The 24,858-nt window shown below is 42.5% G+C and carries 25 protein-coding genes and 2 pseudogenes; 11 read left to right on the top strand and 16 right to left on the bottom strand.

The window, feature by feature from the left end; genetic code table 11:
• Positions 1–6: 6 nt before the first annotated feature.
• Entirely contained in the window at positions 7–1,185 is a 1,179-nt protein-coding gene (gene chrA / locus AC2D6U_RS12115) for a chromate efflux transporter (RefSeq protein WP_484721249.1), read from the top strand.
• Here chrA and AC2D6U_RS12110 read toward each other — a convergent pair.
• The 11 genes from AC2D6U_RS12110 to AC2D6U_RS12060 all read right to left on the bottom strand — a co-directional run bounded on the left by AC2D6U_RS12110 (position 1,162) and on the right by AC2D6U_RS12060 (position 10,633).
• Positions 1,162–2,061, bottom strand: a complete 900-nt coding sequence (locus tag AC2D6U_RS12110) for a S66 peptidase family protein (protein ID WP_484721248.1) — start codon at positions 2,059–2,061, stop codon at positions 1,162–1,164. The genes chrA and AC2D6U_RS12110 overlap by 24 nt on opposite strands.
• 58 nt (positions 2,062–2,119) lie before the next feature.
• Positions 2,120–2,698, bottom strand: a complete 579-nt coding sequence (locus AC2D6U_RS12105) for an OmpH/Skp family outer membrane protein (RefSeq protein ID WP_484721247.1) — start codon at positions 2,696–2,698, stop codon at positions 2,120–2,122.
• 21 nt (positions 2,699–2,719) lie between these two features.
• On the bottom strand, positions 2,720–3,250 hold the full coding sequence (locus tag AC2D6U_RS12100; RefSeq protein WP_484721246.1) for an OmpH/Skp family outer membrane protein: 531 nt from the start codon (positions 3,248–3,250) through the stop codon (positions 2,720–2,722).
• A 17-nt stretch (positions 3,251–3,267) separates the two neighbouring features.
• Positions 3,268–5,919, bottom strand: coding sequence for a BamA/OMP85 family outer membrane protein (locus AC2D6U_RS12095; protein ID WP_484721245.1), 2,652 nt, complete (start codon positions 5,917–5,919; stop codon positions 3,268–3,270).
• Positions 5,920–5,927: 8 nt separating this feature from the next.
• A complete protein-coding gene (uppS, locus tag AC2D6U_RS12090) occupies positions 5,928–6,665 on the bottom strand; it encodes an undecaprenyl pyrophosphate synthase (protein ID WP_484721244.1) in 738 nt (245 codons plus the stop codon).
• A gap of 71 nt (positions 6,666–6,736) precedes the next feature.
• On the bottom strand, positions 6,737–7,453 hold the full coding sequence (porG, locus tag AC2D6U_RS12085; protein ID WP_484721243.1) for a type IX secretion system protein PorG: 717 nt from the start codon (positions 7,451–7,453) through the stop codon (positions 6,737–6,739).
• Positions 7,454–7,502: 49 nt separating this feature from the next.
• Positions 7,503–8,378 (bottom strand): NAD kinase, encoded by an 876-nt coding sequence (locus AC2D6U_RS12080; RefSeq protein WP_484721242.1) that lies wholly within the window; start codon positions 8,376–8,378, stop codon positions 7,503–7,505.
• Between the two features lie 4 nt (positions 8,379–8,382).
• Positions 8,383–9,048: a CBS domain-containing protein gene (locus AC2D6U_RS12075; protein ID WP_484721241.1), complete on the bottom strand. Its 666-nt coding sequence runs from the start codon at positions 9,046–9,048 to the stop codon at positions 8,383–8,385.
• 45 nt (positions 9,049–9,093) lie between these two features.
• Positions 9,094–9,660 (bottom strand): anthranilate synthase component II, encoded by a 567-nt coding sequence (locus AC2D6U_RS12070; protein WP_484721240.1) that lies wholly within the window; start codon positions 9,658–9,660, stop codon positions 9,094–9,096.
• Positions 9,657–10,160: a CvpA family protein gene (locus AC2D6U_RS12065; protein WP_484721239.1), complete on the bottom strand. Its 504-nt coding sequence runs from the start codon at positions 10,158–10,160 to the stop codon at positions 9,657–9,659. Before AC2D6U_RS12065 ends, AC2D6U_RS12070 begins: the two co-directional genes overlap by 4 nt.
• Positions 10,161–10,177: 17 nt before the next feature.
• Positions 10,178–10,633 (bottom strand): GatB/YqeY domain-containing protein, encoded by a 456-nt coding sequence (locus tag AC2D6U_RS12060; protein ID WP_484721238.1) that lies wholly within the window; start codon positions 10,631–10,633, stop codon positions 10,178–10,180.
• Between the two features lie 68 nt (positions 10,634–10,701).
• On the opposite strand from AC2D6U_RS12060, the gene AC2D6U_RS12055 reads away from it, so the two are divergent.
• The 4 genes from AC2D6U_RS12055 to metK are packed head-to-tail and all read left to right on the top strand — an operon-like array spanning position 10,702 to position 14,193.
• Complete coding sequence (locus AC2D6U_RS12055) at positions 10,702–11,415, top strand: pyridoxine 5'-phosphate synthase (protein WP_484721237.1); 714 nt, start codon at positions 10,702–10,704, stop codon at positions 11,413–11,415.
• Complete coding sequence (locus AC2D6U_RS12050) at positions 11,412–12,182, top strand: alpha/beta fold hydrolase (RefSeq protein ID WP_484721236.1); 771 nt, start codon at positions 11,412–11,414, stop codon at positions 12,180–12,182. The genes AC2D6U_RS12055 and AC2D6U_RS12050 overlap by 4 nt, the downstream gene beginning before the upstream one ends.
• Positions 12,172–12,879 (top strand): SAM-dependent methyltransferase, encoded by a 708-nt coding sequence (locus AC2D6U_RS12045; RefSeq protein ID WP_484721235.1) that lies wholly within the window; start codon positions 12,172–12,174, stop codon positions 12,877–12,879. The genes AC2D6U_RS12050 and AC2D6U_RS12045 overlap by 11 nt, the downstream gene beginning before the upstream one ends.
• A 60-nt stretch (positions 12,880–12,939) precedes the next feature.
• The gene (metK, locus tag AC2D6U_RS12040) at positions 12,940–14,193 is read left to right on the top strand and encodes a methionine adenosyltransferase (RefSeq protein WP_484721234.1); all 1,254 of its coding nucleotides are present in this window, start codon (positions 12,940–12,942) and stop codon (positions 14,191–14,193) included.
• A 61-nt stretch (positions 14,194–14,254) separates the two neighbouring features.
• Here metK and hpf read toward each other — a convergent pair whose 3' ends face one another.
• From hpf to AC2D6U_RS12020, 4 genes are all read right to left on the bottom strand, one after another.
• Entirely contained in the window at positions 14,255–14,551 is a 297-nt protein-coding gene (gene hpf, locus AC2D6U_RS12035; RefSeq protein ID WP_484721233.1) for a ribosome hibernation-promoting factor, HPF/YfiA family, read from the bottom strand.
• A 27-nt stretch (positions 14,552–14,578) separates the two neighbouring features.
• On the bottom strand, positions 14,579–15,448 hold the full coding sequence (locus AC2D6U_RS12030) for a tyrosine-type recombinase/integrase (protein WP_484721232.1): 870 nt from the start codon (positions 15,446–15,448) through the stop codon (positions 14,579–14,581).
• Between the two features lie 59 nt (positions 15,449–15,507).
• A complete protein-coding gene (rpsU, locus tag AC2D6U_RS12025) occupies positions 15,508–15,702 on the bottom strand; it encodes a 30S ribosomal protein S21 (RefSeq protein ID WP_484721231.1) in 195 nt (64 codons plus the stop codon).
• Between the two features lie 70 nt (positions 15,703–15,772).
• Positions 15,773–16,915 carry an acyl-CoA dehydrogenase family protein gene (locus AC2D6U_RS12020; RefSeq protein WP_484721230.1) on the bottom strand — a complete coding sequence of 381 codons (1,143 nt, stop codon included), beginning with the start codon at positions 16,913–16,915 and terminating at the stop codon, positions 15,773–15,775.
• 158 nt (positions 16,916–17,073) lie between these two features.
• Between AC2D6U_RS12020 and AC2D6U_RS12015 the strand changes: the two are divergent.
• From AC2D6U_RS12015 to rfbA, 3 genes and pseudogenes are all read left to right on the top strand, one after another.
• Positions 17,074–17,718, top strand: a pseudogene (locus tag AC2D6U_RS12015) (dTDP-glucose 4,6-dehydratase); the annotation flags it as partial.
• 4 nt (positions 17,719–17,722) lie between these two features.
• Positions 17,723–18,346: pseudogene (locus AC2D6U_RS12010) on the top strand (dTDP-glucose 4,6-dehydratase); the annotation flags it as partial.
• Positions 18,343–19,203, top strand: coding sequence for a glucose-1-phosphate thymidylyltransferase RfbA (gene rfbA / locus AC2D6U_RS12005; RefSeq protein WP_484721229.1), 861 nt, complete (start codon positions 18,343–18,345; stop codon positions 19,201–19,203). The pseudogene AC2D6U_RS12010 and the gene rfbA, both read left to right, overlap by 4 nt.
• Position 19,204: 1 nt before the next feature.
• Here rfbA and AC2D6U_RS12000 read toward each other — a convergent pair whose 3' ends face one another.
• Positions 19,205–20,191 (bottom strand): M28 family peptidase, encoded by a 987-nt coding sequence (locus AC2D6U_RS12000; RefSeq protein WP_484721228.1) that lies wholly within the window; start codon positions 20,189–20,191, stop codon positions 19,205–19,207.
• A gap of 154 nt (positions 20,192–20,345) precedes the next feature.
• Between AC2D6U_RS12000 and AC2D6U_RS11995 the strand changes: the two genes are divergently transcribed.
• Genes AC2D6U_RS11995 through infB form a run of 3 tightly spaced genes read left to right on the top strand, consistent with a single transcriptional unit; the run spans position 20,346 to position 24,829 of the window.
• Positions 20,346–20,816 (top strand): ribosome maturation factor RimP, encoded by a 471-nt coding sequence (locus AC2D6U_RS11995; protein ID WP_484721227.1) that lies wholly within the window; start codon positions 20,346–20,348, stop codon positions 20,814–20,816.
• A 5-nt stretch (positions 20,817–20,821) separates the two neighbouring features.
• A complete protein-coding gene (gene nusA, locus AC2D6U_RS11990) occupies positions 20,822–22,063 on the top strand; it encodes a transcription termination factor NusA (protein WP_484721226.1) in 1,242 nt (413 codons plus the stop codon).
• Between the two features lie 39 nt (positions 22,064–22,102).
• Positions 22,103–24,829 carry a translation initiation factor IF-2 gene (gene infB / locus AC2D6U_RS11985; protein WP_484721225.1) on the top strand — a complete coding sequence of 909 codons (2,727 nt, stop codon included), beginning with the start codon at positions 22,103–22,105 and terminating at the stop codon, positions 24,827–24,829.
• Positions 24,830–24,858 lie beyond the last annotated feature (29 nt).

Here is a 24,858-nt window from a genome sequence, read left to right as displayed (position 1 = left end):
GTTCTGATGGCTGTCAAGCGCATTAGGTATTATATTTTCTTACGCGACGTCCTCGTTTTAGCGGTTAGTGCATTTGGAGGTCCACAAGCGCATATTGCCATGTTCATTAAGATCCTGGTAAAGAAACGGGCCTACTTGACAGAGGAAGATCTCCTAGAGCTCAATGCGCTATGTCAAATATTACCTGGTCCTACATCCACTCAAACCATCACCGCAATTGGCTTTAGAATTGGTGGGGCCAGTTTGGCTTATCTGACCCTTTTGGTTTGGATGTTACCTGCGGTTGCCATCATGACAACGGCCGCCATCCTCATCGGACAATACCAGGCCAAAAACTTTGACCTTGAGTTCACCAAATTTATTCAACCCATGGCGGTTGGCTTCATTTCCTTTGGTGCATACACCATTGGCACAAAAGTCATCAACACAAAAACCGCCGGGGGGCTTATGGTCCTTTCGGCTATCGTCACTTATTTCATCAATAAGCCGGCTGCCCTTCCCATTGTCTTGGTTTTTGCCGGTACCCTAACGGCCTCGAAATACAAGAAGCACGCCATTGAGGAAAAAGAAAAGATCAAAATCAAGTGGGGAAATTTCACTCTTTGGGGCCTAGTGCTGATTGCAGCGGCTCTACTTGGCGGCTTCACCCAAGACCGGTTTGTGTTGCTTTTCGAAAACTTTTATCGAAATGGCAGCCTCATTTTTGGTGGTGGACAGGTTCTGATCCCTTTTCTTAATTCTGAATTTGTTGAGGCGAAAGGCTTCCTTAGCTCTGAGGAATTTCTGTCCGGACTAGGCATGGTACAAGCCGTTCCCGGTCCTGTCTTTTCCATCAGCTCTTATGTTGGGGCTCTTTCGGTTCGTGATCTAGGGGTGGGTGGACAAATAATGGCAGGCTTTATTGCGGCATGTGGTATCTTCTTGCCCGGTACTTTTCTCATTTTCTTTGTGATTCGCTTTTGGGATAGCCTCAAACGATTTAGGGTGGTTCGAGCCTCTTTGGAAGGAATTCATGCAGCTAGTGCCGGGATGGTGGCTGCGGCGGCTTTCATTCTGTTCGAACCCATAGAAAACAGCCCGCTGAATGTTTTTGTGGTTATTGGTACTTTTTTACTGCTAACCTATACCAAAGTACCTTCACCTCTGATCATATTGGCTGGCCTAATTGCTGGCTTTGTCCTCTAAATACTGGATGGTTAACTCCTTTGTGGTAATGGAAATGCGTGCTTGCTGTCCAAGCAAAAGCGGATAATTTGCTTTATCATGTCCTGATGAAAGTCCCATAGCAACAGGTATCTCTTTGGAACAATAGTGACAGATCAACTCTTCAACCGACTCTTTATAGTAATCGTCCTTATTTCCAATTCCTGTAAAACTTCCAATGATCAACCCCTTCAACTCATTTAGGGCTCCTATACGCTTCAATTTATTGAGCATACGGTCTATCGCGTACATTTGCTCACCCACCTCCTCGAGAAAAAGAATTTTACCCGATGCATTGATCTGATTCGCGGCACCTATCGATTCATAAATTAAGCTAAGGTTTCCACCCGTCATCTCCCCCTCAACAATCCCCACAGAGGTCAATTGACTGGCGTGAAGAGGAAAAACAAAGTGCTTTTGACCAAATAACATGGCCTTCAAATAATTGTCTGACCCCTCGTCATTCCCTAAAGTAGAGCACATCGCTCCATGTACCATGGCATGGTTCAACCTGTTAAGTTGTAGAATGAAGCTGGTCAAATCACTGTAGCCCACTAACCATTTGGGTCTAGGAGGGAAAACCACCTGATCGAGGATGCGTGTGGTTCCGTAACCTCCACGCAAAAAGATGATTGCCTTCACCTTTGCATCATCCAATGCCCACTGTAAGTCTTGCAAGCTCTCTTCTGGTTGACAGGCAAAATAGCCTTTCTTACCAAGGGCATGCTTACCTAAGACCGGAACTAAGCCCCAACTCTTGATCACATTTAGAGCTGGCTCTATCTCAAATTCGATGCGTTTCGCAGTCGCTATTATGGCGACATGGTCTCCTTCTTGAAGTGGCGCTAGATTCGGCATGTTTGAAAATAAAAAAACCCCATCTTACGAAGGGGTTTTTCCAATAGTTTCTTAGGAATTAATTATTTCCACCGCTACCAGCTGCTGGTGCACCACCATCATCAGGCAATTGAGGCATAGGTACGCCCAATTTCTCAAATACCTTTTCAGTAATATTCAAATCGTCTTCTCCCGCAATGATCACAGGACCAGCACCAGTAACTTGCGCGTTCAAAATCAAACTGAATCCGTTCTCCTTTCGAACTGCTTCGATTGCCGCCTGAACCTTGGTATAGATCGGATTCATCAACGTGCTTTGCTTGTTATTGTATGCTTGCTCAGCTTGCGTTTGAAAGGCCTGAAGGTCTCTCTGTAGCTTTTGTAATTCATTGTCCTTTTCCTGAATCACAGCTTGAACTGCGTTAGGATCTTGAGACATCTGAACCAAGGCTTGGTATTTGGTCTGAATCTCCTGCTGCTTTGTTTGAATCTGAGTACCCAACTGCTGCTGATAGGTATCTAGTTCTGAATTAATACCTTCCATCTCTGGCATGTTGAACACGATGGCATCAATATTTGTATAGCCAATCTTAAAATCCTGAGCTTTTGCTCCTACTGCTAGCACCAAGGCCAGCATCACTAAAAACTTACGTTTCATCATCATTAATTTTATGAGTCTTTAATTTCTCTGTTTTAAACCTAATTCCTCTAAAACAAACTCTGTGTAATCATGCACAGGGTTCGAATAAATAATACCAATGTTCTCTGCCTTATCGAAAACGTAATCCAAGCCATATCTCTTGGCTACAATTTCAACCTTTTGTGAAACTTTATCTCTTAAGGGCTTCACTAGCTCATCCACCTTCTTGTAATAGAGGCCATCATACCCAAAAAGCTCCGTGTACTTATTCAAAGCTTCTTGTTCCTTTTGCTCGATCTCCTTCTGACGATCTTCCTTCATGGCTGCTGTGAGCAAAACTTCCTCTGCTTTTAGTGCAGCCTTCATTTTTTCTATCTCATCATACAAACTCCGTACCTCTTTATCGTAAGAATCTGCAAGTGCCTCTAATTCAGTCTTTTTTTCTCCGTACTCCGGCATTTGATTCAAAATATACTCTGTATCAATATGCCCAAATTTGGGAGGTCGCTGAGCCGCGGCAAAGTTATATATTAATAGGAATATTACTATGGTTGGCAATGATTTAAGCATGATGTGCAATTTACATGTTACCTAATTTGCTGACCAATAGTAAAGTGAACCTGTGAACCGGCTTCAATACCAAACTCTCTGGAACTATCAAATCCATACGCCCAATCTACTCCTAACAAACCAAAGGCGGGTAAGAATACTCTAGCGCCTACACCTGCTGACCTAAAGAGTTTTCTCGGTGTATATTCCGAGAATTGATTCCAAGCATTTCCTGCTTCCGCAAAGCCCAACACATAAATGGTACTGGTAGGTGCTAACGTAACAGGATACCTCAATTCTGTCACAAACTTGTTATAGATGATACCCCCTCTAAAGCCTGTTTGAGGATCTATCGGCACAATACTATTGTCGTCATATCCCCTTAACGCGATAATGTCCTGCCCTATTACAAAATTATTCGCTCCATTCAAGCCATTACCTCCTAAGAAGAATCGCTCATATGGGCCTGAGTCGGTCAAGTTGGTGTAAGAACCGATAAACCCTAAGTGCGCACGAGTATTCACTACAAATTTGGTATTTAATGGAATAAAGAGTGAAAGATCAAACATCCACTTATGGTATTCTACCAATCTGTATCGGTCTTCCTCATCTAGCTCAGGATTTGAATAAAAGTCTCTATTAAAGGCTGACCAAGGAGGGGTTGCATTAATGGCCAGCGTGAACTGCGAACCGTACCGAGGGAACTGCGGATTGTCAATATTGGCTCTTGAAATGATGGTATTGAAAGTCACGATATTTGAACGTCCGTTTTCAAAACCCAGCGTCTGGCCAAAATTCGCCACCTCATATAAGTTATAAGAAAGAGAATTCGATATTTGGAAATAATCATCTGGCCACCTCAATCGTCGACCCAAACCAACGGTAACTCCTGAGGACTTCAAGAAACCAAACACCTCTTCAGTAAAAGGGTCTATGCTTCTATTGGCTGTTCTATTAAGAGAGACCGTAAAATTATTTGGCTTTCGTCCGCCTAGCCAAGGTTCGGAGAAGATCAAGGAATAACTTTGGAATCTTCTTCCATTTGATTGAATCTGTAAAGACAGTTTTTGCCCATCACCTGATGGATAAGGGCGCCATTTATCAAACTTATTGATGTTCCTTATGGCGAAGTTATTCAAGGATAGCCCTACGGTTCCAACAAAGCCAAAAGGACCTCCAAAACCACCCGATAATTGAATCTGATCGGAAGATTTCTCTACTAAATCAAAAATAATGTCTACCGTACCATCAGCAAGGTTTGGAACCGGTTGCGGATTGATTTGTTCAGGATCGAAATAACCCAATTGGCCCAGTTCTCTGATCGTTCTGATCAGCTCTTTCCGGCTATATTTTTGTCCGGGCAAGGTTCTGATCTCCCTCAATACCACGTGATCACTTGTCCGATCATTCCCTCTTAAAATGATTCGTTTGATGGTCGCTTGCTCTCCCTCACTCATCCGCATTTCAAGGTCAATGGAGTCATTATCGGCCCTTACCTCCACCACATCCAGTCTGAAGAACAAATACCCATCGTCTGAGTAAAGCGAGTTAATGTCGTCGCCGCCTTCTCCATCAAATAGAGTTCGTTGGTCAATTCTTTCCTTGTTGTAAACGTCGCCTTTTTTTATGCCTAGCTTGGACGTGAGGAATTCGTCCGTGTACTTAAAGTTTCCTACCCAATCGATGTTTCTGATGTAATATTTATTCCCTTCATCTACCTTGATTCGAAGATCAATGTACTCTTCATTGACCCCTTCAACTTCATGGTCGAGGATTTCAGCATCGCGGTAACCTTTGGAATTATACCAGCTGATCAATGCTTGTTTGTCTGTTTCAAATTCTGCTTTGATGTATTTTGACGACTTGAAGAAATTGAGTTTAACATTGTCGTTGATGAATTCCTTAAACTCCTGTTTTGACACCGTATCGGATTTAACGATGTAATCTACCGTTGATTTTGGAGTAGTCTTAAATATCTGATCGAACAGCTGAGCGATCAACCAAAAACGCGCCCTTTCTTTGGTGTTCTTTAAAGGCTTTTTGAGCTGGGCATCTTCAAAATTAGAATTCCCTTCAAAGTGAATCTTGTTGATTTTTACTTTGGCTTTCTTATCCACTTCAAAATTCAAACGAACACCATCATTGATCAAGGTGTCCGTCACTTGCGTAGTCTTGACCACCGTATTCAGAAACCCTTTTTCTTCGAAGTACTTCTTGATCAAGATCTCTGTATTCTTAATTAAAGGAGCACTCGCCACCTTTCCGATAATCCCTAGTTGATCTGTAATTTCTGTTTGCTGTGTTGAAGTAACACCGTCAATTTGAAATTGAAGAATTCTTGGCCGCTCAGTGACTTTTACTTCTATGTAGGCTTTATCCCCATCGGTGCGCACTAACCAAAACTGCACGTCTGCGATAATTCCTTGATCCCACAATTTTTTAATGGCATCTGAAATTTCCTTACCAGGAATGGGTATTCTATCACCAACCTGAATCCCTGCGTAAGAGGTAACTGCACGCTCATCCAGTACGACTAAGCCCGTGTATTTAATCTCTGCAACCTCAAATACCTTTGGATTAGAATAATCTATCTGAACTCCTTCACCAGTGTTTATACCAAATCGTTGCTGTGCCATTGCAAGGACACTCGACAAGCATAAAACCAACACCAACCAATACTTCTTATACATGTTCAGGTTCAACCCTTTAACTGTTCACTCGTTTTGCCAAATCTCCTCTCACGTTCTTGATAGGAAATTATGGCCTCATACAGATCTTGTTTTCTGAAATCAGGCCACAGTGTTTCAGTGATAAAGAACTCAGTGTAAGCCATTTGCCAAAGCAAAAAATTACTGATTCTTTGTTCACCGCTTGTTCTTATTAACAACTCAGGGTCTGGAATCCCTGAAGTATTCAAGTATTCATCGACTGTTTCCTGACGTATGCTTTCTGCAGATAATGTTCCTTGCTCAATATCTCGTGCCATTTTTTGCATGGCTTGGGTAATGTCCCATCTTCCGCTATAGCTCAAGGCAAGCACCAACGTCATGCGCTGGTTGTCCTTGGTCTTGTGCATGGCCTCAGTCAATTCTCTTTGGTTCTTTTTCGGCAAACTTTCCCAATCCCCGATCATGGCCAATTTGATGTCATTATCCATCAATGTTTTGATCTCGGAACTTAAAGTAGAGACGAGCAATTCCATTAAAGCTGATACCTCATGCTTTGGCCTACTCCAGTTTTCAGTAGAAAATGCAAAAAGGGTCAAGTACTCAACACCAAGCTCAGCACAACCTTCGGTGACGTCTCTCACCGCCTTAATGGCATTCTTATGGCCAAAGACTCTGGCTGCGCCTTTTCCTTTGGCCCAGCGTCCATTGCCGTCCATGATTACCGCGATATGCTTGGGAAGTATTTCAGCCTTAATGAGTTCCTTCATCTCCATTCTGCGAAAAGCAGCCACGAAGGTACAAAAATGAATCAGAAATTAAATTTTTGTCTTGGGCTTTATTACCTAAACCAACCTTCAGGACAAACAATCTTATGAAAGGTAAAACTAATCGATAGGGCGGTGTAAAACATCCAATCGTCATCGTTCGGATTTCCACCTCGATAATTCTTGAGGGATGGATTTCCAATAGAGACATTATCTATCTCGTCAGAGTTGGTCTTTATAGCAGCAGTTGAAATGCCTAAGATCCAACGTCTATTGAAGCGGTATTTAATTCCAACTCCAACAGGTAATCGAAAGTTGGCTCCTGTATCCAGGCGTGCATCAAAATTATCGCTTCCTTGCATCCGATAAACACCTAATCCAAAGAACAGATAGGGAGTCCAGTTCTGCTGCAATTTTTCGTTGCGGTAATTGAGAAAGTGATACTCCAGTAGAAAATCTGCATTAATGAACCGACCGTCGAATGAGGCCCTTCTATTTGCCGAAAACACGTCAAACGCTTCATCATCAATTCCTTGAAGCTCTCCACCGCCAACAGACATCCTCATGCTTAACCCATCACTCAGATGCTGCCTCACAAAGAATTGACCTCCCAATTTTACCTGACTGATGTCGTATTTTCTGTTGACATCCCCCAGGTAATGATGGCCTGCTAACTCAATGCCAATTTCGCTATTCTGGGCTGCCGAATCCAAGGTGAAAAAGGACAAGCAGCAGCCAATGCAGAACGAAAAAGCGGAGAAGGATATACCCTTCTGATATGTTCGCAACATAGAGAACATCTGTAGAACCTAATTTAGTGTCGTAGTTAAATATTGTTAATCAATTGCGTGCGTCTAAGCCCCAATTGAGTTTGTTACGCAAGGTGTCGAAATAATCACTATCGGCAAAACGTAAGAGTTTAGCCTCGAATTGCTCACGTTGTAAAGATATTTCAACCGTTTCGTCCACCGGTACAGAACGAGAATCCAATGAAACAAGGAATTCTTTTGATCTACCTTCAATTTCAAAAGTAATTTTACTCTGATCGCTAACGATCATTGGCCTAACATTGAGGTTATGCGGACTAACTGGTGTGATAATGAAATTCTTCTGACTCGGATGCACCAGAGGACCTCCACAGCTTAGTGAATAGCCCGTAGAGCCGGTGGGTGTAGCAACGATCAGACCATCCGCCCAGTATGAATTCAAATAGCTTCCATCCACGTAGGCGTGGACCACGATCATGGACGAACTTTCCTTTTTTGTGATTGTCATCTCGTTCAACCCAAAATTGAACGGTTCAAAAAGCCCCTGATTGGAATCCATGTGAATCAATGAACGAGACTCTATTCTAAATTCTCTTCTTTTGAGCCGCTTCATTACCTCAGAGATCTCGGTTCTTGAAATGGTGGATAAAAAACCAAGTCTACCGAGGTTGATGCCAACGATCGGAATTTCAGAGGCCTGAGCATAAGTAATGGAATCAAGAATGGTACCGTCACCTCCCAGGCTGAATAGAAAATCGCAGCTTGAAAGATCATCCGATTGCACAAAGGTAGGCAGGTTTCCAACGTCGAAGTTTTTTTCATTCAAAGCCGCCTTATAGGCCGCTGAAATCATCAAGGAAGCGGAATTTGACCGAACAATCTCTAACAGTCCCTTGATACATTCTTGTGCCTCAGGTCCTGTGCTCTTACCATGAATGGCAATTCTCATTAGGTCAAATGTTTAGATAGCGCATTAACAAATCATATCGCTCTTGATCGTTAGATTTGATCTGCTCTTCTTGAAAGCGCCCAATGATCTTGTAACCAAATCGCTCCAAGGATGCGGTGATGTGTGAAATTTCTGTTTGATTCAATTTTAAAGTGACCCGAAGCAATGACATGTCTTTAGGGTCTGTATTGACTGCAGCACTAAGAATCCGAGCATTTTCTCCTTCTACCAAGCGGCTAATTTCGGCCAATGAATAGTCTCGCTGATTCATGAGCATAACGAGTATACCACCGGGCTCTTGTACAGCGGTAGATTCGGCAAAAGCATTGATGGTATTTTCCAATCCAATCACGCCTTCGAATTGACCCGTTGCATTCAATACGGCTACCATTTGCAAGTCGTGATCGGTCGCCGCCTTGATCACATCATAGAAATGCTGATCTGTGGTGACAAAACACTGCGTTCCTTCCAACTCATAGTCAACCACACTTTTCGTATTGTCATTCTCTTCGAGTATGACCTCATCTGTAATGAAACCTCGAAAAACACCACGTTCAACAACCGGAAGCTGATTGGTACGTAGCTCTTCCATCCACACCATCGCCTTATGACCATTGTCAGTTGGCTTCAGTGGTGGAATCATGTGGTTAATCAATTCGAGTGCTATCATATACAGTGTATAACATAAATTGTATCATCACAGTTCTGCGATGGTTTAAACAATATTATAAAAACTCAGCCAATTTCTAAGCATATCCAAACCGTATTGAGTTAAAGCCGCTTCTGGATGAAATTGGATGCCATGTACTTTGTCGGTGATGCCTTCAAATGCCATCAATTCATTTGTTGATGTCCAGGCTGTGGGTTTCAATCTCATGGGTAAGTCATGGATGATCAGCGAATGGTAACGCACCACTTCTATCTTATTTGGCATGCCTTTAAAAATAACCGACTCCGCGGTCTCTATCTGTGAGATTTTACCGTGCATGGGTTTAGTGGCCTTGACCAATTTCGCCCCAAAATATTCTGCTAACGCTTGATGGCCGAGACAGATCCCCAATAGGGGACGTTTACCAACCAGCAAAGGAAGGTATGCCGTCAGATGATTTGCCTTACTTGGGGATTCCGGACCTGGAGAAATAACAACTCCTTTTACTCCGTCGATTACCAGGTTCTCCGGAGAAATGTCATTTTGAACTACTCGTGTTTCACAACCCAACTGCTCGAAATAATCGACGAGGTTATAGGTAAAGGAATCGTAATTATCGATGATGAGGATCAAACCGGTGAGAGCATTTCTTTTATGGAGTCCAACATGTCCTGAGCAAAGGGTAACACTGCATCTAACTTTGAAATAAGATTAGGCCCTAGTTCAGCCAAAAACGGATAAAGTATCAGCTCTTCTTCCTGCCCTGGAAGTTCTACGCCGAAACTAAGGCAAAGCCATAGCAAAATGCTTACACCAATTGCCCATTTTAGTAAACCGACAACAGCCCCAGCTGCCCTATCAAAGCCTCCAAGGATAGTCATATCGATCATTTTCTTCAAAAGCTTTCCTAGCATGTTGATGAGTAGAATTATTGCTAGGAAGATCACAATGAAGGAGATGAAAGGAAGCAATTCAGAATAGCCATCAATGTACTCTGAAAGTATGGTAATGCCGACTTCCATCAATTTAAAGCCGGCAATAATGGCTAAAACAAATGCAACAATACCGATGACTTCGATCAATAGTCCTTTTTTGAAACCCATAATGGCTCCAAAAACCAACGGTATCAGCAATATTATGTCAAGGGTTTTCAAGAATTAGCAAGCATTTCCTTTACTAAAGATGAAATTGTTTTTCCGTCCGCTTTTCCCGCTAGAACCTTGTTGGCCATACCCATGACCTTACCCATATCTTTTGGTCCTTCTGCTCCTGATTGCTTGATGACTTGTTGCAGTTCATTTCTCAATTCTTCTTCCGTCAAAGGTTGAGGCAAATAGCGCTCAATTACTTGCACTTCTGACATTTCGATTGCATAAAGATCTTCTCTTCCCTGCTCCTTATAAATGGATGCTGAATCTTTACGCTGCTTCACGGCCTTCATCAACATTTTCATTTCAGTATCTTCAGAAATCGTACCAGCTGATCCTTTTTCGGTTTCAGCCAGCAGAATCATGGATTTTATAGCCCTTAGTGCTTTTAATTCATCTTTTTGCTTGGCCAACATTGCCTTTTTAATGTCCGCCTCTATTTGCGATTTCAAACTCATTTGACAATTATTTTGAAGATTCTAAATCATTAACTTGCACACGAAGTTATGCAATAAAGCATTTATACATGACAAAGCTGAGTGTTAACATCAACAAGATCGCTACCATTCGCAATGCGCGAGGAGGTAATAACCCAAACCTGATCAAGGTTGCCATGGACTGTGAAGCCTTCGGAGCGCAAGGCATTACTATCCATCCTAGGCCCGATGAAAGGCACATCACAACTAAAGATGTTTATGACCTGAAAGAAGTGGTGAAAACTGAATTCAACATTGAAGGTTACCCCGATGAACGCTTCTTAAAGATCATTCAAGACGTGCGACCAGATCAGGCGACATTGGTGCCCGACCCTCCTCATGTTTTGACGTCAAACGCAGGATGGGACACTTTGAAGAATGAACAACTGCTGAAAGAGATCATTCAGGAAATTAAATCCATGGGTGTCCGTACCTCTATTTTTGTCGATCCGCAATTGAAAATGATTGAAGGTGCCCTTGCCGTTGAAACAGACCGTATTGAATTGTATACAGAAATGTATGCCACTCAGCATCGTATTGACCCGAAAAAGGCAATAGTTGCCTACAAGGAGGCAGCTCTAAAAGCGCAAGATCTTGGACTGGAAGTCAATGCCGGGCACGATCTTGATTTGGACAATCTTGCTTTCTTCAAACAAGAAATACCCAACTTAAAAGAGGTCTCCATCGGTCACGCACTGATTTGTGACGCCCTTTATTTTGGACTAGAAAATACCATTCAACTATACTTGAGAGCCCTGAGATGAATCAATTGAATTTTAAAGTTTTTGGAGAGGGAAAAGAACTGATCATTTTGCATGGCCTTTTTGGCTCTTTGGATAATTGGATCACGCTTGCACGCAAATTCGCGGAGAACTACCGAGTGTACATTGTGGATCAACGCAACCACGGGTTGTCATTCCACGACGATGAATTCAATTATGAACGAATGGCCGATGACCTGTTCAATTTGATGAAAGTAGAAAAAATTGACAGCGCTCATCTCATTGGTCACTCCATGGGAGGAAAAACGGCAATGACTTTTGCCACCAACTTTCCAGAGAAAGTAGATAAGCTGATCATTGCAGACATTGGTCCTAAATATTACCCCGTTCATCACACGCAAATCATTAAAGCCTTGTATGCCATCAGACTTGATGAGTTGAATGCAAGAAAAGATGCTGATGAAAAAATGAGTGAACTTATCAAAGATGTTGGTATTCGTCAATTCTTATTGAAAAACCTCCTGAGGGATGGAAATACCTTTCGTTGGAAAATGAACTTAGATGTTATTGCAAAACACATCGAAGAGGTAGGAAAAGGACTCAATCAAAATGCACATTTTGACAAATCGACACTTTTTATAAGAGGAGAAAGATCTGATTATATTCAAGACGGAGACCTCAATTTGATCAATAGTATTTTCCCAAGCGCGAAATTGCAAACTATTAAAGGAGCTGGGCACTGGCTCCACGCAGAAAAACCACAGGACTTTCATGACATGGTGATAAAATTCCTAGCGAATGAAAGGTAAAGTCTTTCTTATTCCGATGATCATCGCTGATGAAACGCAGCATGCTGTTTTACCTCCTCAGGTTGAAAGCACCATTAAACAATGTGACCTTTTCTTGGTGGAAAATGTTCGTACCGCTCGACGCTTCATCAGTAGCTTACAGCTCGGGCTGGCAATAGAAGAGTTACGTTTTGAATCTTTGGACAAGAACACCTCCTTCGAAGACTGTTTTGAGTTGGTACAGCCGGCCCTTGAAGGAAAGTCTATTGGGGTCCTTTCTGAATCGGGATGCCCTGGAGTGGCAGATCCCGGGGCTCGTCTGGTCCATATGGCCCATCAACTAAATATCCAAGTCGTTCCATTGGTCGGACCTTCTTCGATCTTGCTAGCGTTGATGGCCAGCGGATTCAATGGACAATCATTTTCGTTTCATGGCTACCTGCCCATTGACAAAAAAGAAAGAGCCCTTGCCATTAGGAAAATGGAAAAGGAATCCAATGAACTTGACAGGACACAAATCTTCATGGATACACCCTATCGTAATGAACAATTATTTCAAGATCTAATGAAGCACTTGAGAGGCGACACATGGCTTTGTATTGCAAAAGATATTACTGGTAAATCGGAATTGATCAAATCTCAACCCATTGAAAAATGGAAAAAACAGCGAATTAGTCTGCACAAAATACCTGTGATGTTTTTGCTCTACGCGAAATAATTCTAGATGCAATTTTATATGTAGGTTGTAAAATCTATTTTTGCCCGACAAATTAAAATTATGGCATACTTATTTACCTCTGAATCAGTTTCTGAAGGTCATCCTGATAAAATCGCGGATCAAATTTCAGATGCGTTGATCGACAACTTTTTGGCCTTTGACCCAAACGCTAAGGTAGCTTGCGAAACTCTCGTGACAACCGGTCAGGTAGTTTTAGCTGGAGAAGTTAAGTCCGCTACTTACTTAGATGTTCAACGAATCGCGAGAGAAACGATCGAACGGATTGGTTACACAAAAGCAGAGTACCAGTTTGATTACAAGTCTTGTGGTGTCCTTTCTGCTATTCACGAGCAATCTGAAGACATCAACCGAGGGGTAGATAAAGCGTCTAAAGAAGAACAAGGAGCAGGTGACCAAGGGATGATGTTCGGTTATGCAACCAATGAAACATCCAATTACATGCCATTGGCCCTTGACATCTCTCATAAAATCTTACAAGTACTTGCTGATCTACGCCGTGCAGGAGATGAAATTCCCTACCTGAGACCAGATGCTAAATCGCAAGTAACCATTGAGTATTCAGACGATAATGTGCCACAAAGAATCGATGCCATTGTTGTTTCTACACAGCATGATGACTTTGATAATGACGAGGCCATGCTTCAAAAAATCAGAGAAGACATCGTTAAAATCCTTATCCCGAAAGTGAAAGAACAACTGTCTGAAGATATTCAGAAGCTATTCAACGACAATATCAAATACCACATCAACCCGACTGGAAAATTTGTGATTGGAGGCCCACACGGAGATGCTGGTTTAACCGGAAGAAAGATCATTGTAGATACTTATGGAGGAAAAGGCGCTCATGGTGGTGGTGCATTCTCTGGTAAAGATCCATCCAAAGTGGATCGCTCTGCCGCTTATGCGACACGTCATATTGCCAAGAACCTAGTCGCCGCCGGCCTTTGTGATGAAGTACTCGTACAAGTTTCCTATGCTATTGGAGTGGTTGAGCCGATGGGAATTTACGTCAATACCTATGGAACAGCTAAAGTGGACATGACTGACGGAGAAATCGCAGAAAAAGTATCAGAGCTCTTTGACATGCGCCCATTCGCTATTGAACAGCGTCTCAAGTTAAGAAGCCCAATGTATTCCGAAACTGCGGCATATGGACATATGGGTAGAGAAAATGAGGTGGTGACAAAATCATTTATCGATTCAAATGGCAAATCTCAAGACTTCGATGTTGAGTTATTTACATGGGAAAAACTCGATTACGTGGATAAAGTAAAAACAGCATTTGGACTTTAATTTCAACGAACATAAAAAAGCCCTGCCTCATTTCTGAAGCAGGGCTTTTTGTTTTTTACCGCTATCTAGCTAGCGTCTTTTCTTTGTGACGCTTGATCTGTCTCCTCAGAGCTTCCGCACAGTGGTCAGTCGCCGCTTCAAAAGAACCGTTGGTCTTCTGGGCAAAAAGCTGCTCCCCTGGCACATTGAGTTTTATCTCAACCGTTTTGTTTTCAACCCCTTCATTATTCAACCTTAAAATTACTTCTGAGTCGATCGCTCCATCGTAAAAGGTCTCTAGTTTATCCAATTTCTTCTGAATAAAATCAATGAGCTTCTGGTCAGCATCAAAGTGAATGGATTGAACTTGTACTTTCATAACATTATCATTTAAGGTTAAACTTTATTAAGCTTTTGGATGCGCTTGGTCGAAGGTTGACTTCAGCTTATCCAGCGTATTATGCGTATAGACCTGTGTAGCTGCTAAACTACTATGGCCTAAAAGATCTTTAACCGCGTTTAGGTCGGCTCCTTTATTCAATAAATGTGTAGCAAAACTGTGCCGTAGCGCATGGGGGCTTTTCTTATCTGATGACTGTACGCCATCCAGGAATTTCTTAACTACCCGATAGACAAGCATAGGATAAGCTTTGGTTCCACTTTTATTAACGATCAAATATGGGTCAGGGTCTATAAGTTTTTCATGATTTTTCTCATGAATATAGTTTTCGATCAAATGAACCAAGGGCCGAGTCAAGGGAATAACTCTTTCTTTGTTTCTTTTCCCAAGGACCTTGATGGTATTTTCTGAAACATTTATCGCTGAGTGACGCAAACCAAGCAATTCAGCTAAACGAATGCCCGTACCATACAATAACTCAATGATGATCTGATCTTGTGGGTTGTCAAAAGTGGTGGCGTTTAGAATTTGTGAGAATTGCTTTTCTTCTGCAAAACTTGGCAGCTCCTTTTGCACCTTTAAAGGCTTAACCTTTTCCATAGGGTTTTTAAGGATCTCATCGCGTTTCAGCGCAAACTTAAAATAAGCCCTCAGTGATGCTATTTTTCTATTGACTGATCTAGGACTCACTCCACTGTCCATCAGACTTAAAATCCAGGAACGAACCATTAGTTGAGTGGTCTCATTCAACCCTCCAGCGCTAAAGTGATCCGATATGTACCTTGAAAATTGCTCGAGATCGCTCCGGTAAGAAGTTACCGTATGGTGGGAGAATCGCTTCTCAAAAGCAATGTATTTTAAAAAAGAATTGGCCATGCTAGCACTCGTCGAAGACACAGTACTAACATAGCCAATAATCTATAGATTAGGAAACCTTAGTAGTTATCCTTTGCGTACATTTTTTGCTTATAAGCAGCCTTGATTTTTTCGTTTCTTTTAGAAACAGAAGGCTTTTCAAATTGCTGTCTTGACCTCAATTCTCTAAGGACACCAGTTCGTTCGAATTTCTTCTTGAACCTTTTCAAGGCCTTGTCAATTGACTCGTTTTCTTTTACGTTAATTACTATCATTCGTGAAACACCTCCTCTCAATTCGGAGGGCAAAGGTAAAAATTTATTTTAGAATCAAACAGATACACAATTAATTCTTGAGTAATTCTCTAGCAATCACCAGTTTTTGAATCTCTGAGGTTCCTTCACCAATGGTGCATAATTTAGAATCACGATAAAACTTCTCCACCGGATAATCCTTGGTGTAACCATAGCCTCCAAATATTTGCACGGCCTCTGTCGAGCAATGCACTGCACACTCTGAAGCATAGTATTTCGCCATTGCACTTTCCCTTGTCACTTTGTCACCGCGGTTTTTAAGGTCTGCTGCTCTGTAGGTCAGTAATTTGGCACTCTCGATCTGAGTAGCCATATCGGCCAATTTGAAAGAGATTCCCTGGAAATTGAAGATGGGTTGATTGAATTGCTGCCTTTCTTGGGCGTAGGCAAGCGCTGCCTCGTAAGCACCTTCGGCAATTCCTAAACTCAAGGCCGCAATCGATATGCGTCCTCCATCCAATATTTTCATACTCTGTATGAAGCCATCTCCTACTTCACCAAGTAAATTCGCTTCAGAAACACGGCAATCTTCAAAGATCATCTCGGCAGTCTCCGAAGTTCTCATGCCTAGTTTATCCTCTTTCTTCCCTGCCTTGAAGCCAGGTGTTCCTCGCTCAACGACAAAAGCTGTCATTCCATGTGAGTCACCAACTTCTCCGGTCCGCGCGATCACCACGGCGACATCACCAGACTTTCCATGCGTGATCCAATTCTTCGCGCCATTGATTACCCATTCATCGCCGTCTTTCTTGGCCACAGTCCTCATATTTCCTGCGTCTGATCCGGTATTAGGTTCTGTCAAGCCCCAAGCACCTATCCACTCTGCGGTAGCCAATTTTGGAAGGTACTTTCGTTTTTGTTCTTCGTTACCAAATTGCATGATGTGGCCTGTACATAGTGAGTTATGTGCAGCGACAGAAAGTCCGATGCCTGGATCCAATTTAGCCACCTCTGAAACAACAGTAATGTACTCGTCATAGGTAAAGCCTGATCCTCCATATTCTTGAGGGACAAGGACTCCCATCAAGCCTAATTCCCCAAATTTTTTGAAAATATGAATAGGAAACTCCTGATCATCATCCCATTGATTTCTGTGTGGGGTAATTTCCTTCTCTCCAAAGTCTTTGATCATGTCAGCGATCATTCGCTGATTTTCGTTCAATCCAAATTCCATTGCTTATTATAGTTTGCCGAAATTAGCTAATTTCAATAATCAAACAAACGTTCGTTAGGCTGAATGGTTTAACGAAGTTTTGCTATGAATAAAAGTCAGAATTGGTCGCTTTATCGATATTAGCAAACAAGGATGGTCTAACTCATTAATTTTGTTCTATGAAAAAACTATTGATCACAGGTGGTGCAGGCTTTATTGGTTCTCATGTGGTAAGGTTGTTCACCGACAAGTACTCTAATTACCACATCATCAATCTAGATGCGCTGACTTATGCTGGTAATTTGGAAAACCTTAAATACCTAGAGGACAAGCCAAACTACAGCTTCGTGAAGGGCGATATCACGGACGAGGCCTTTATTGATTCTCTTTTCCAACAACATGACTTCAGTGGTGTCATTCATCTTGCTGCCGAATCACACGTCGACCGTTCTATCACAGATCCGCTGGCTTTCGTCAAGACCAACGTCATTGGCACACTGAACTTGCTCAATGCAGCAAAAAATAACTGGGCGTCTTTCGAAGACAAACGTTTCTATCATATCTCTACAGACGAGGTCTACGGTTCGCTCGGTGCAACTGGCTTTTTCCTGGAAGACACCTCATACGATCCTCAATCGCCTTATTCGGCATCGAAGGCGTCCTCCGATCATTTTGTACGCGCCTACGCCAACACCTTTGGTTTACCTGTAGTCATTTCGAATTGCTCGAATAATTATGGCCCAAATCAGTTTCCAGAGAAATTGCTCCCTCTTTGCATCAACAACATCAAAGAGCAAAAACCATTGCCCATTTATGGAAAAGGAGNGCTTTTTCCTGGAAGACACCTCATACGATCCTCAATCGCCTTATTCGGCATCGAAGGCGTCCTCCGATCATTTTGTACGCGCCTACGCCAACACCTTTGGTTTACCTGTAGTCATTTCGAATTGCTCGAATAATTATGGCCCAAATCAGTTTCCAGAGAAATTGCTCCCTCTTTGCATCAACAACATCAAAGAGCAAAAACCATTGCCCATTTATGGAAAAGGAGACAACATCAGAGATTGGCTCTATGTTGTGGACCACGCAAGAGCTATCGACGACATCTATCACAAAGGAGCAACAGGAGAGACCTACAACATTGGCGGATTCAACGAATGGAAAAACTTGGATATCGTCGAATTATTATGTGATGTGATGGACCGAAAACTTGGCAGACCAGCAGGTGAATCGCGCAAGCTGATCACTTTCGTCAAAGACCGAGCAGGGCACGACAAGCGCTATGCCATTGACGCTTCTAAGATCAAACGAGAATTAGGTTGGGAGCCCTCCTTGCAATTCGAAGAAGGTCTCGAAAAAACAGTAGATTGGTACCTGGCAAACGAAGAATGGTTAAGTTCCATTACCTCCGGCTCCTATCAAGCCTATTACGATAAACAATATCAGCAATGAAAGGAATTATTTTAGCCGGAGGTTCCGGCACACGATTACACCCTTTGACTTTGGCCATTAGTAAACAAATGATGCCTGTTTATGATAAACCAATGATCTATTATCCATTGTCCATTTTGATGCTCTCTGACATTCGTGAGATATTGATCATCTCAACGCCTCATGACTTGCCACATTTTCAACGGCTGTTGGGTGATGGGAGTAGAATTGGCTGTCAATTTAGTTACGCAGAACAGCCAAAACCGGAAGGCTTAGCACAGGCGTTCACCATAGGCAAAGAATTCATTGGCAGTGATAAGGTTGCACTTATTCTAGGGGATAACATCTTCTATGGATCTGGATTACCGAGTCAGTTGAGGGCGAATACAGATCCTGATGGTGGGATCATCTATGCCTACCGCGTGAGTGACCCTGAACGATACGGCGTGGTCGATTTTGATGAGGAAATGAACGCACTTTCTATTGAAGAAAAACCAGCCAACCCAAAATCAGATTGGGCTGTTCCCGGCTTGTATTTCTACGACAATCAGGTTGTTGAAATTGCAGAAAACATCAAACCAAGCCCTCGTGGTGAGTTGGAGATCACAGATGTCAATAAGGCCTATTTAGAAATGGGCAAGCTGAAAGTTAGCACAATGGACCGTGGTACGGCATGGTTAGATACAGGAACTATAGATTCTTTAATGCAGGCCAGTCAATTTGTACAAATCCTTGAGAAACGACAGGGCATCAAGATTTCCTGTATAGAGGAGATCGCCTACTCCCGAGGGTTCATTGATCAAGAACAACTGATCAAGATCGCTGGCCCCTTAGAGAAATCCGGTTACGGCACCTACTTAAAAAAATTGATCCGATAGTTTACTCATTATAGAGGACCGCCAAAACAGTATTCGCAACAACAGACAGTGTTTCTTTCGATATGTTTTGAAGGTTATCGTCTTGTGTATGCCAAGCCGGCATGAATGTGCCATTTTGATAATCAATGATATCTATCATCGGAATCAAGGCATACTTGTTCACAAACACATGATCATCGGTTATCCCGGCAAAGCCCGCTTGCTTTTTGAAATAATTTTGGTAGCCCTTTGCATGGGCAATACTCCACACTTTGTCCAGAATTCTACCGGCATTTTCTTGAGAAACATTGTCATAATGGAAACGAGCATTCGGCGCCCCCACCATATCCAATAGAATTCCGTAAAATGCTGTGTAATTGCTTTTGTGTTTATTCTTGCTCCAATGCTGGGAACCCAAACACCACCATGAGTCTAGTCCATTGGGCAACTCGGTACCCGATTTTTCAGCATGTTCGCCCCAATCCTCTCCATCAAAAAGTATGATATCCACACCCACTGTCGGTGAAGATATTGACAGCTGCCTAGCAATTTCTAAGAGGACGGCAACACCACTTCCTCCATCATTTGCCCCATCCAACGACGCATATGCATCCTCTTTGTCTTGATCAGCAAAAGGGCGGGTATCCCAATGAGCAGCAAGCAATATTCGCTTCTTCACCTCAGGATTAAATGAGGCAATGATATTTTTGAGGTCCACCACAGTGCCATCATAGGTGATCGCTTCGAATTGCTGAACCTGAACTTGAGCACCATAGGATCTAAATTTTTCAACAAACCAATCGGCCGCCTCGCAATGGGCTGAAGAGTTGGGCACCCTAGGACCAAAAGCGACCTGCTGTGCGACAAACTGATACAAAGAATCTGCATTTGCCGTTGGAGACGGCTTCAGGTCAGTAATTTCTTGGCTAGCACTCCTTTTTTCTGCTTCTCCGCATCCAAGGACACCAAAAATCAATAGCATCAAGAACCAGGATATTCCTTTTTTCATATCTGTCATTTCAAGGTCTAAATTAATCATGTTAGAGAATAAATGTTTGTCTGGGCCTTTTATTTGAAATAATATAAAATTGCGCTATTTTTGCAGTGCTTTAGGAATTAAAAAACCAGAGGGGACCGAAAGTCCCCTCTTTCATTATCCGACAATGGACTTGAAAGAACGATTAAAAGAATTGGCAGAAAGTTTCCTCAAAGATGAGCGTTACTTCATTGTTGATGTCATTGCGAAAGCAAGTTCTTCCAAGCAAAAGATTTTGGTCCTATTGGATGGAGATGAAGGAGTGAACATCGACGATTGTGCAGAACTAAGTCGTGCTTTAGGAAGGTACCTGGAAGAAAATGAGGTCATTGAACATGCCTATGTGCTTGAAGTTTCCTCACCGGGCTTAGATCATCCCATTCAATTGCCAAGGCAATTTGTAAAGAACATAGGGCGCAACTTCAGGGTACATCTAAAAGATGGAACGAGCGTAGAAGGAAGGCTCGAGGAAGTAACCGATGGACAGCTTAAGCTGATCAGTTTGGTTAAGCCAAAAAAGAAAGACGAGGCGCCTGCAAGTATTGAGGTAGCCAAAGACGAGATAGAAAAAGCGAATGTGTTAGTGTCATTTAAGTAAAGAAAATGGACAGTTCAGTATTAATTGAGTCATTTGCAGAGTTTGCAAAACATAAGAACGTAGACAGACCTACTATGATCAGGATCCTGGAAGATGTTTTCAGAACCATGATCCGAAGAAAATACGAAGTGGATGATAATTTCGATATCATCATCAATGCGGACAAAGGAGATTTAGAGATCTGGAGGTTCCGTGAAATTGTTGATGACAATTCAGAGGATATCTGGGACTACGACAAGATCAGCCTATCTGATGCACAAAAAATCGAACCCGATTTCGAGATCGGAGAAGAAGTGGCAGAAGAAATTAAACTTGAGCATTTCGGAAGAAGAGCGGTCATGACCGCCCGTCAAACGTTAATTCAGCGAATCAAAGATCTAGAGAAGGACATCCTTTATCAAAAATACAAAGACCTTGTTGGTGAGATCATCAATGCAGAAGTATATCAAGTATTGGGAAGGGAAGTTCTTTTAGTTGATGGAGAGGGCAATGAGCTATCGATTCCAAAGGCTGAACAGATTTCAAAAGATCGCTTTAGAAAAGGAGAATCCGTTCGAGCAATTGTCGATCGTGTCGACATGGTCAACGGCAACCCAAAAATCATTCTTTCGAGAACATCTGGTGAGTTCCTGGAAAGACTCTTTGAAAGTGAAGTTCCTGAAGTCTACGATGGTTTGATCACCATTAAGAAAGTGGTTCGTGAACCTGGTGAAAGAGCAAAAGTCGCTGTTGAGTCTTACGACGATCGCATAGATCCTGTAGGCGCATGTGTAGGAATGAAGGGCTCAAGAATTCACAGCATCGTGCGTGAATTGCAGAACGAGAACATTGACGTGATCAACTTCACCGATAATATGGAACTTTATATTGCTCGTGCACTTAGCCCGGCGAAGATCTCAAGCATGAAAATTCTGAATGAAGAAGGAAGAGTTTCTGTTTTCTTAAAACCTGACCAAGTTTCTTTGGCTATTGGTAAGGGAGGACAGAACATTAAGTTGGCTTCTCGTCTAGTAGGCATGGAAATAGACGTATTCAGAGAATTGAGTGAGTTGGAAGAAGAAGACGTCGACTTGGATGAGTTTGTAGACGAAATCGACAACTGGATCATCGACGAGCTGAAGAGAATAGGGCTTGACACAGCGAAAAGTGTTTTAAGAATGAGTTCGGAAGACATCGTCAGAAGAACGGAACTTGAAGAGGAAACAGTGAAACACTTATTCCAGATTTTACAACAAGAATTCGAATAAATAGAGCACAATTTTATTTTTAATTAGGGGTAATAAAATATGGCAGAAGAAAAGATGATGAGATTAAGCCAGGTGGCCAGAAAATTGAACGTAGGTAGAAATACGATCGTTGATTTTCTAGTCAACAAAGGTTTTGAGGTAGACAGTAGCCCAAATGCCAAAATTTCTGGCGAAGAATATGACCTTTTGGCTAAAGAGTTTGCTGCATCCGCTTCAGAAAAAGAAGAGGCCTCTCACCTGACCATTGGCACCAAACATGTGGAAGAGCTCAAAAAAGAAGAGCCTAAAGCTGAACCGAAGGTTGAAGAAGTAAAAACTGAGGAGCCAAAAGAAATCCCTACGCAAAAAGCTGAAGAAAAAGAGGAAACCCCTACTCCTGAACCTAAAGCTGAGCCTGTAGTAGAAGCGAAGAAAGAGGAGGAACCAAAGGCTGAAGCGCCAAAAGAAACTCCAAAAACCGAGGAATCGCCTGCAGAAGAAAGAAAAGGCGGTTTGAAGGTGCTGGGCAAAATCGATCTCGATCAAGGCAAGAAGAAAGAACCTGCTAAAGAAGAAAAGCCTGCACCCAAGGAAGAAAAGCCCGCTGCTGAAGAAAAGGAAGAGAAAAAGCCTGAAACAGAAACTCCAAAACCTGAAGAAACCTACAAGGCAAAAGCCGATTCGCTCAGAGGATTAAAAGTCTTGGGCAAGATCGAGTTACCGAAGGAGAAGAAAAAAGAAAGCAAAGATGACAAGGATGACAAAAAGAAGCGTCCTAGAAAACGGATCCAAAAAGCTCGTGTTGAAAAGGCAAGTAAATTCAGTGATAGAAGAGGTGGTAACAGAACTGACAAAAGGGTTCCTAAAGAAGAATTAACCGATAAGGAAATTCAAGAGCAGATCAAAGAAACGCTTGCGAGGCTAAGTGGCGGTGGTAAAAAGGGTAGTGGAAAAAGCCGCTCGAAATACAGAAAAGATAAGCGAACTGCTGCTGCTGAAGCTGCTGAAGAGCAGATGATGAAAGAGCAGGAGGACAGCAAAATCCTGAAGGTAACAGAGTTTATCTCTGCTAGTGATTTAGCCAGCTTAATGGGTGTCTCGGTGAATGAGGTCATCTCTATCTGTATGAGTTTGGGGATGTTCGTATCGATCAACCAACGACTCGATGCAGAAGCCATTACCATTATCGCTGATGAATTTGACTATGATGTCAGTTTCACTACATCGGAGGAAGAAGAGGACATTGCCATAGATACAGATAGCGAAGAGGATCTTCAGGATAGAGCACCAATTGTGACCATCATGGGACACGTTGACCACGGAAAAACGTCCTTACTTGATTACATAAGAGATGCAAACGTAACTGCCGGTGAAGCCGGTGGTATTACTCAGCACATTGGAGCGTATGATGTAAAAACGAAAGATGGCAAACGCGTTGCGTTTTTGGATACTCCAGGTCACGAAGCCTTTACTGCCATGCGTGCCCGAGGAGCGAAAATAACGGATGTGGCCATTATTGTTGTGGCCGCTGACGATAACGTGATGCCACAAACAAAAGAGGCGATTAATCACGCCCAAGTTGCTGAAGTGCCTATCGTCATCGCCATAAACAAAGTAGATAAGCCCACTGCAAACCCTGATAAGATCAGAGAAGAACTTTCTCAAATGAATATTTTAGTGGAAGACTGGGGTGGAAAATACCAGTGTCAAGAAGTCTCTGCAAAAACAGGCCAAGGCGTGGATGAATTGCTCGAAAAAGTATTGCTTGAAGCAGAAATGCTTGAATTAAAAGCTAATCCAGACAAAAATGGCGTCGGTACAGTAGTTGAAGCATCATTAGATAAAGGAAGAGGTTACCTAGCCACCTTAATGGTTCAGGCAGGTAAAATGAAGATCGGAGATGTTGTTCTAGCCGGATCACACTATGGCAAAGTAAAAGCCATGTTCGATCACAGGGGCAATAGACTCCAAGAAGTTGGTCCTTCTACACCAGTTCAAATGCTTGGTTTGGACGGAGCTCCTCAAGCCGGTGACAAATTCAACGTGATGAATTCTGACCGAGAAGCAAGAGAAATTGCGAACAAGCGTGAGCAGATTCTCAGAGAGCAAAGTGTTAGAACGAAAAAGCACATTACACTCGACGAGATCGGTAGACGATTGGCCGTGGGTAACTTCAAGGAACTTAATGTCATTGTGAAAGGTGATGTGGATGGTTCCGTTGAGGCCTTGAGTGATTCATTATTGAAACTTTCAACTGAAGAAGTACAAGTCAACATTATTCATAAAGGTGTTGGACAGATCTCAGAATCGGATGTATTGCTTGCCACTGCTTCAGATGCCGTAATCATCGGTTTCCAGGTTCGTCCTTCAGGCGGTGCACGAAAAATCGCCGAGACCGAGGAAATCGAGATCAGGTTATATTCCATCATCTACGATGCCATCAACGAGCTGAAAGATGCGATGGAAGGCATGCTTGAGCCTACTGAGAAAGAAGTGATCACGGGTAACATAGAGGTACGTGAGACCTTTAAGATCTCGAAAGTGGGAACCGTTGCAGGATGTTACGTGACCGATGGATTCGTCAAACGCCAAAACCAGATCCGATTGATCCGCGATGGTATTGTTACCTACACAGGAGATATTGGTCAATTGAAGCGATTTAAAGACGACGTGAACGAAGTGAAATCAGGCTACGAATGTGGACTGAGCATCAAAGGCTTCAACGATATCAAAGAAGGAGACATCATCGAAGGATTCGAAATCCAGGAAGTGAAGAGAAAACTTTAATTGATTTGAAACTAAACGAAAAAGTCTCG

This window comes from Roseivirga sp. YIW32 (assembly GCF_057219245.1).
This window is presented reverse-complemented; position numbering and strand designations above follow the sequence as displayed.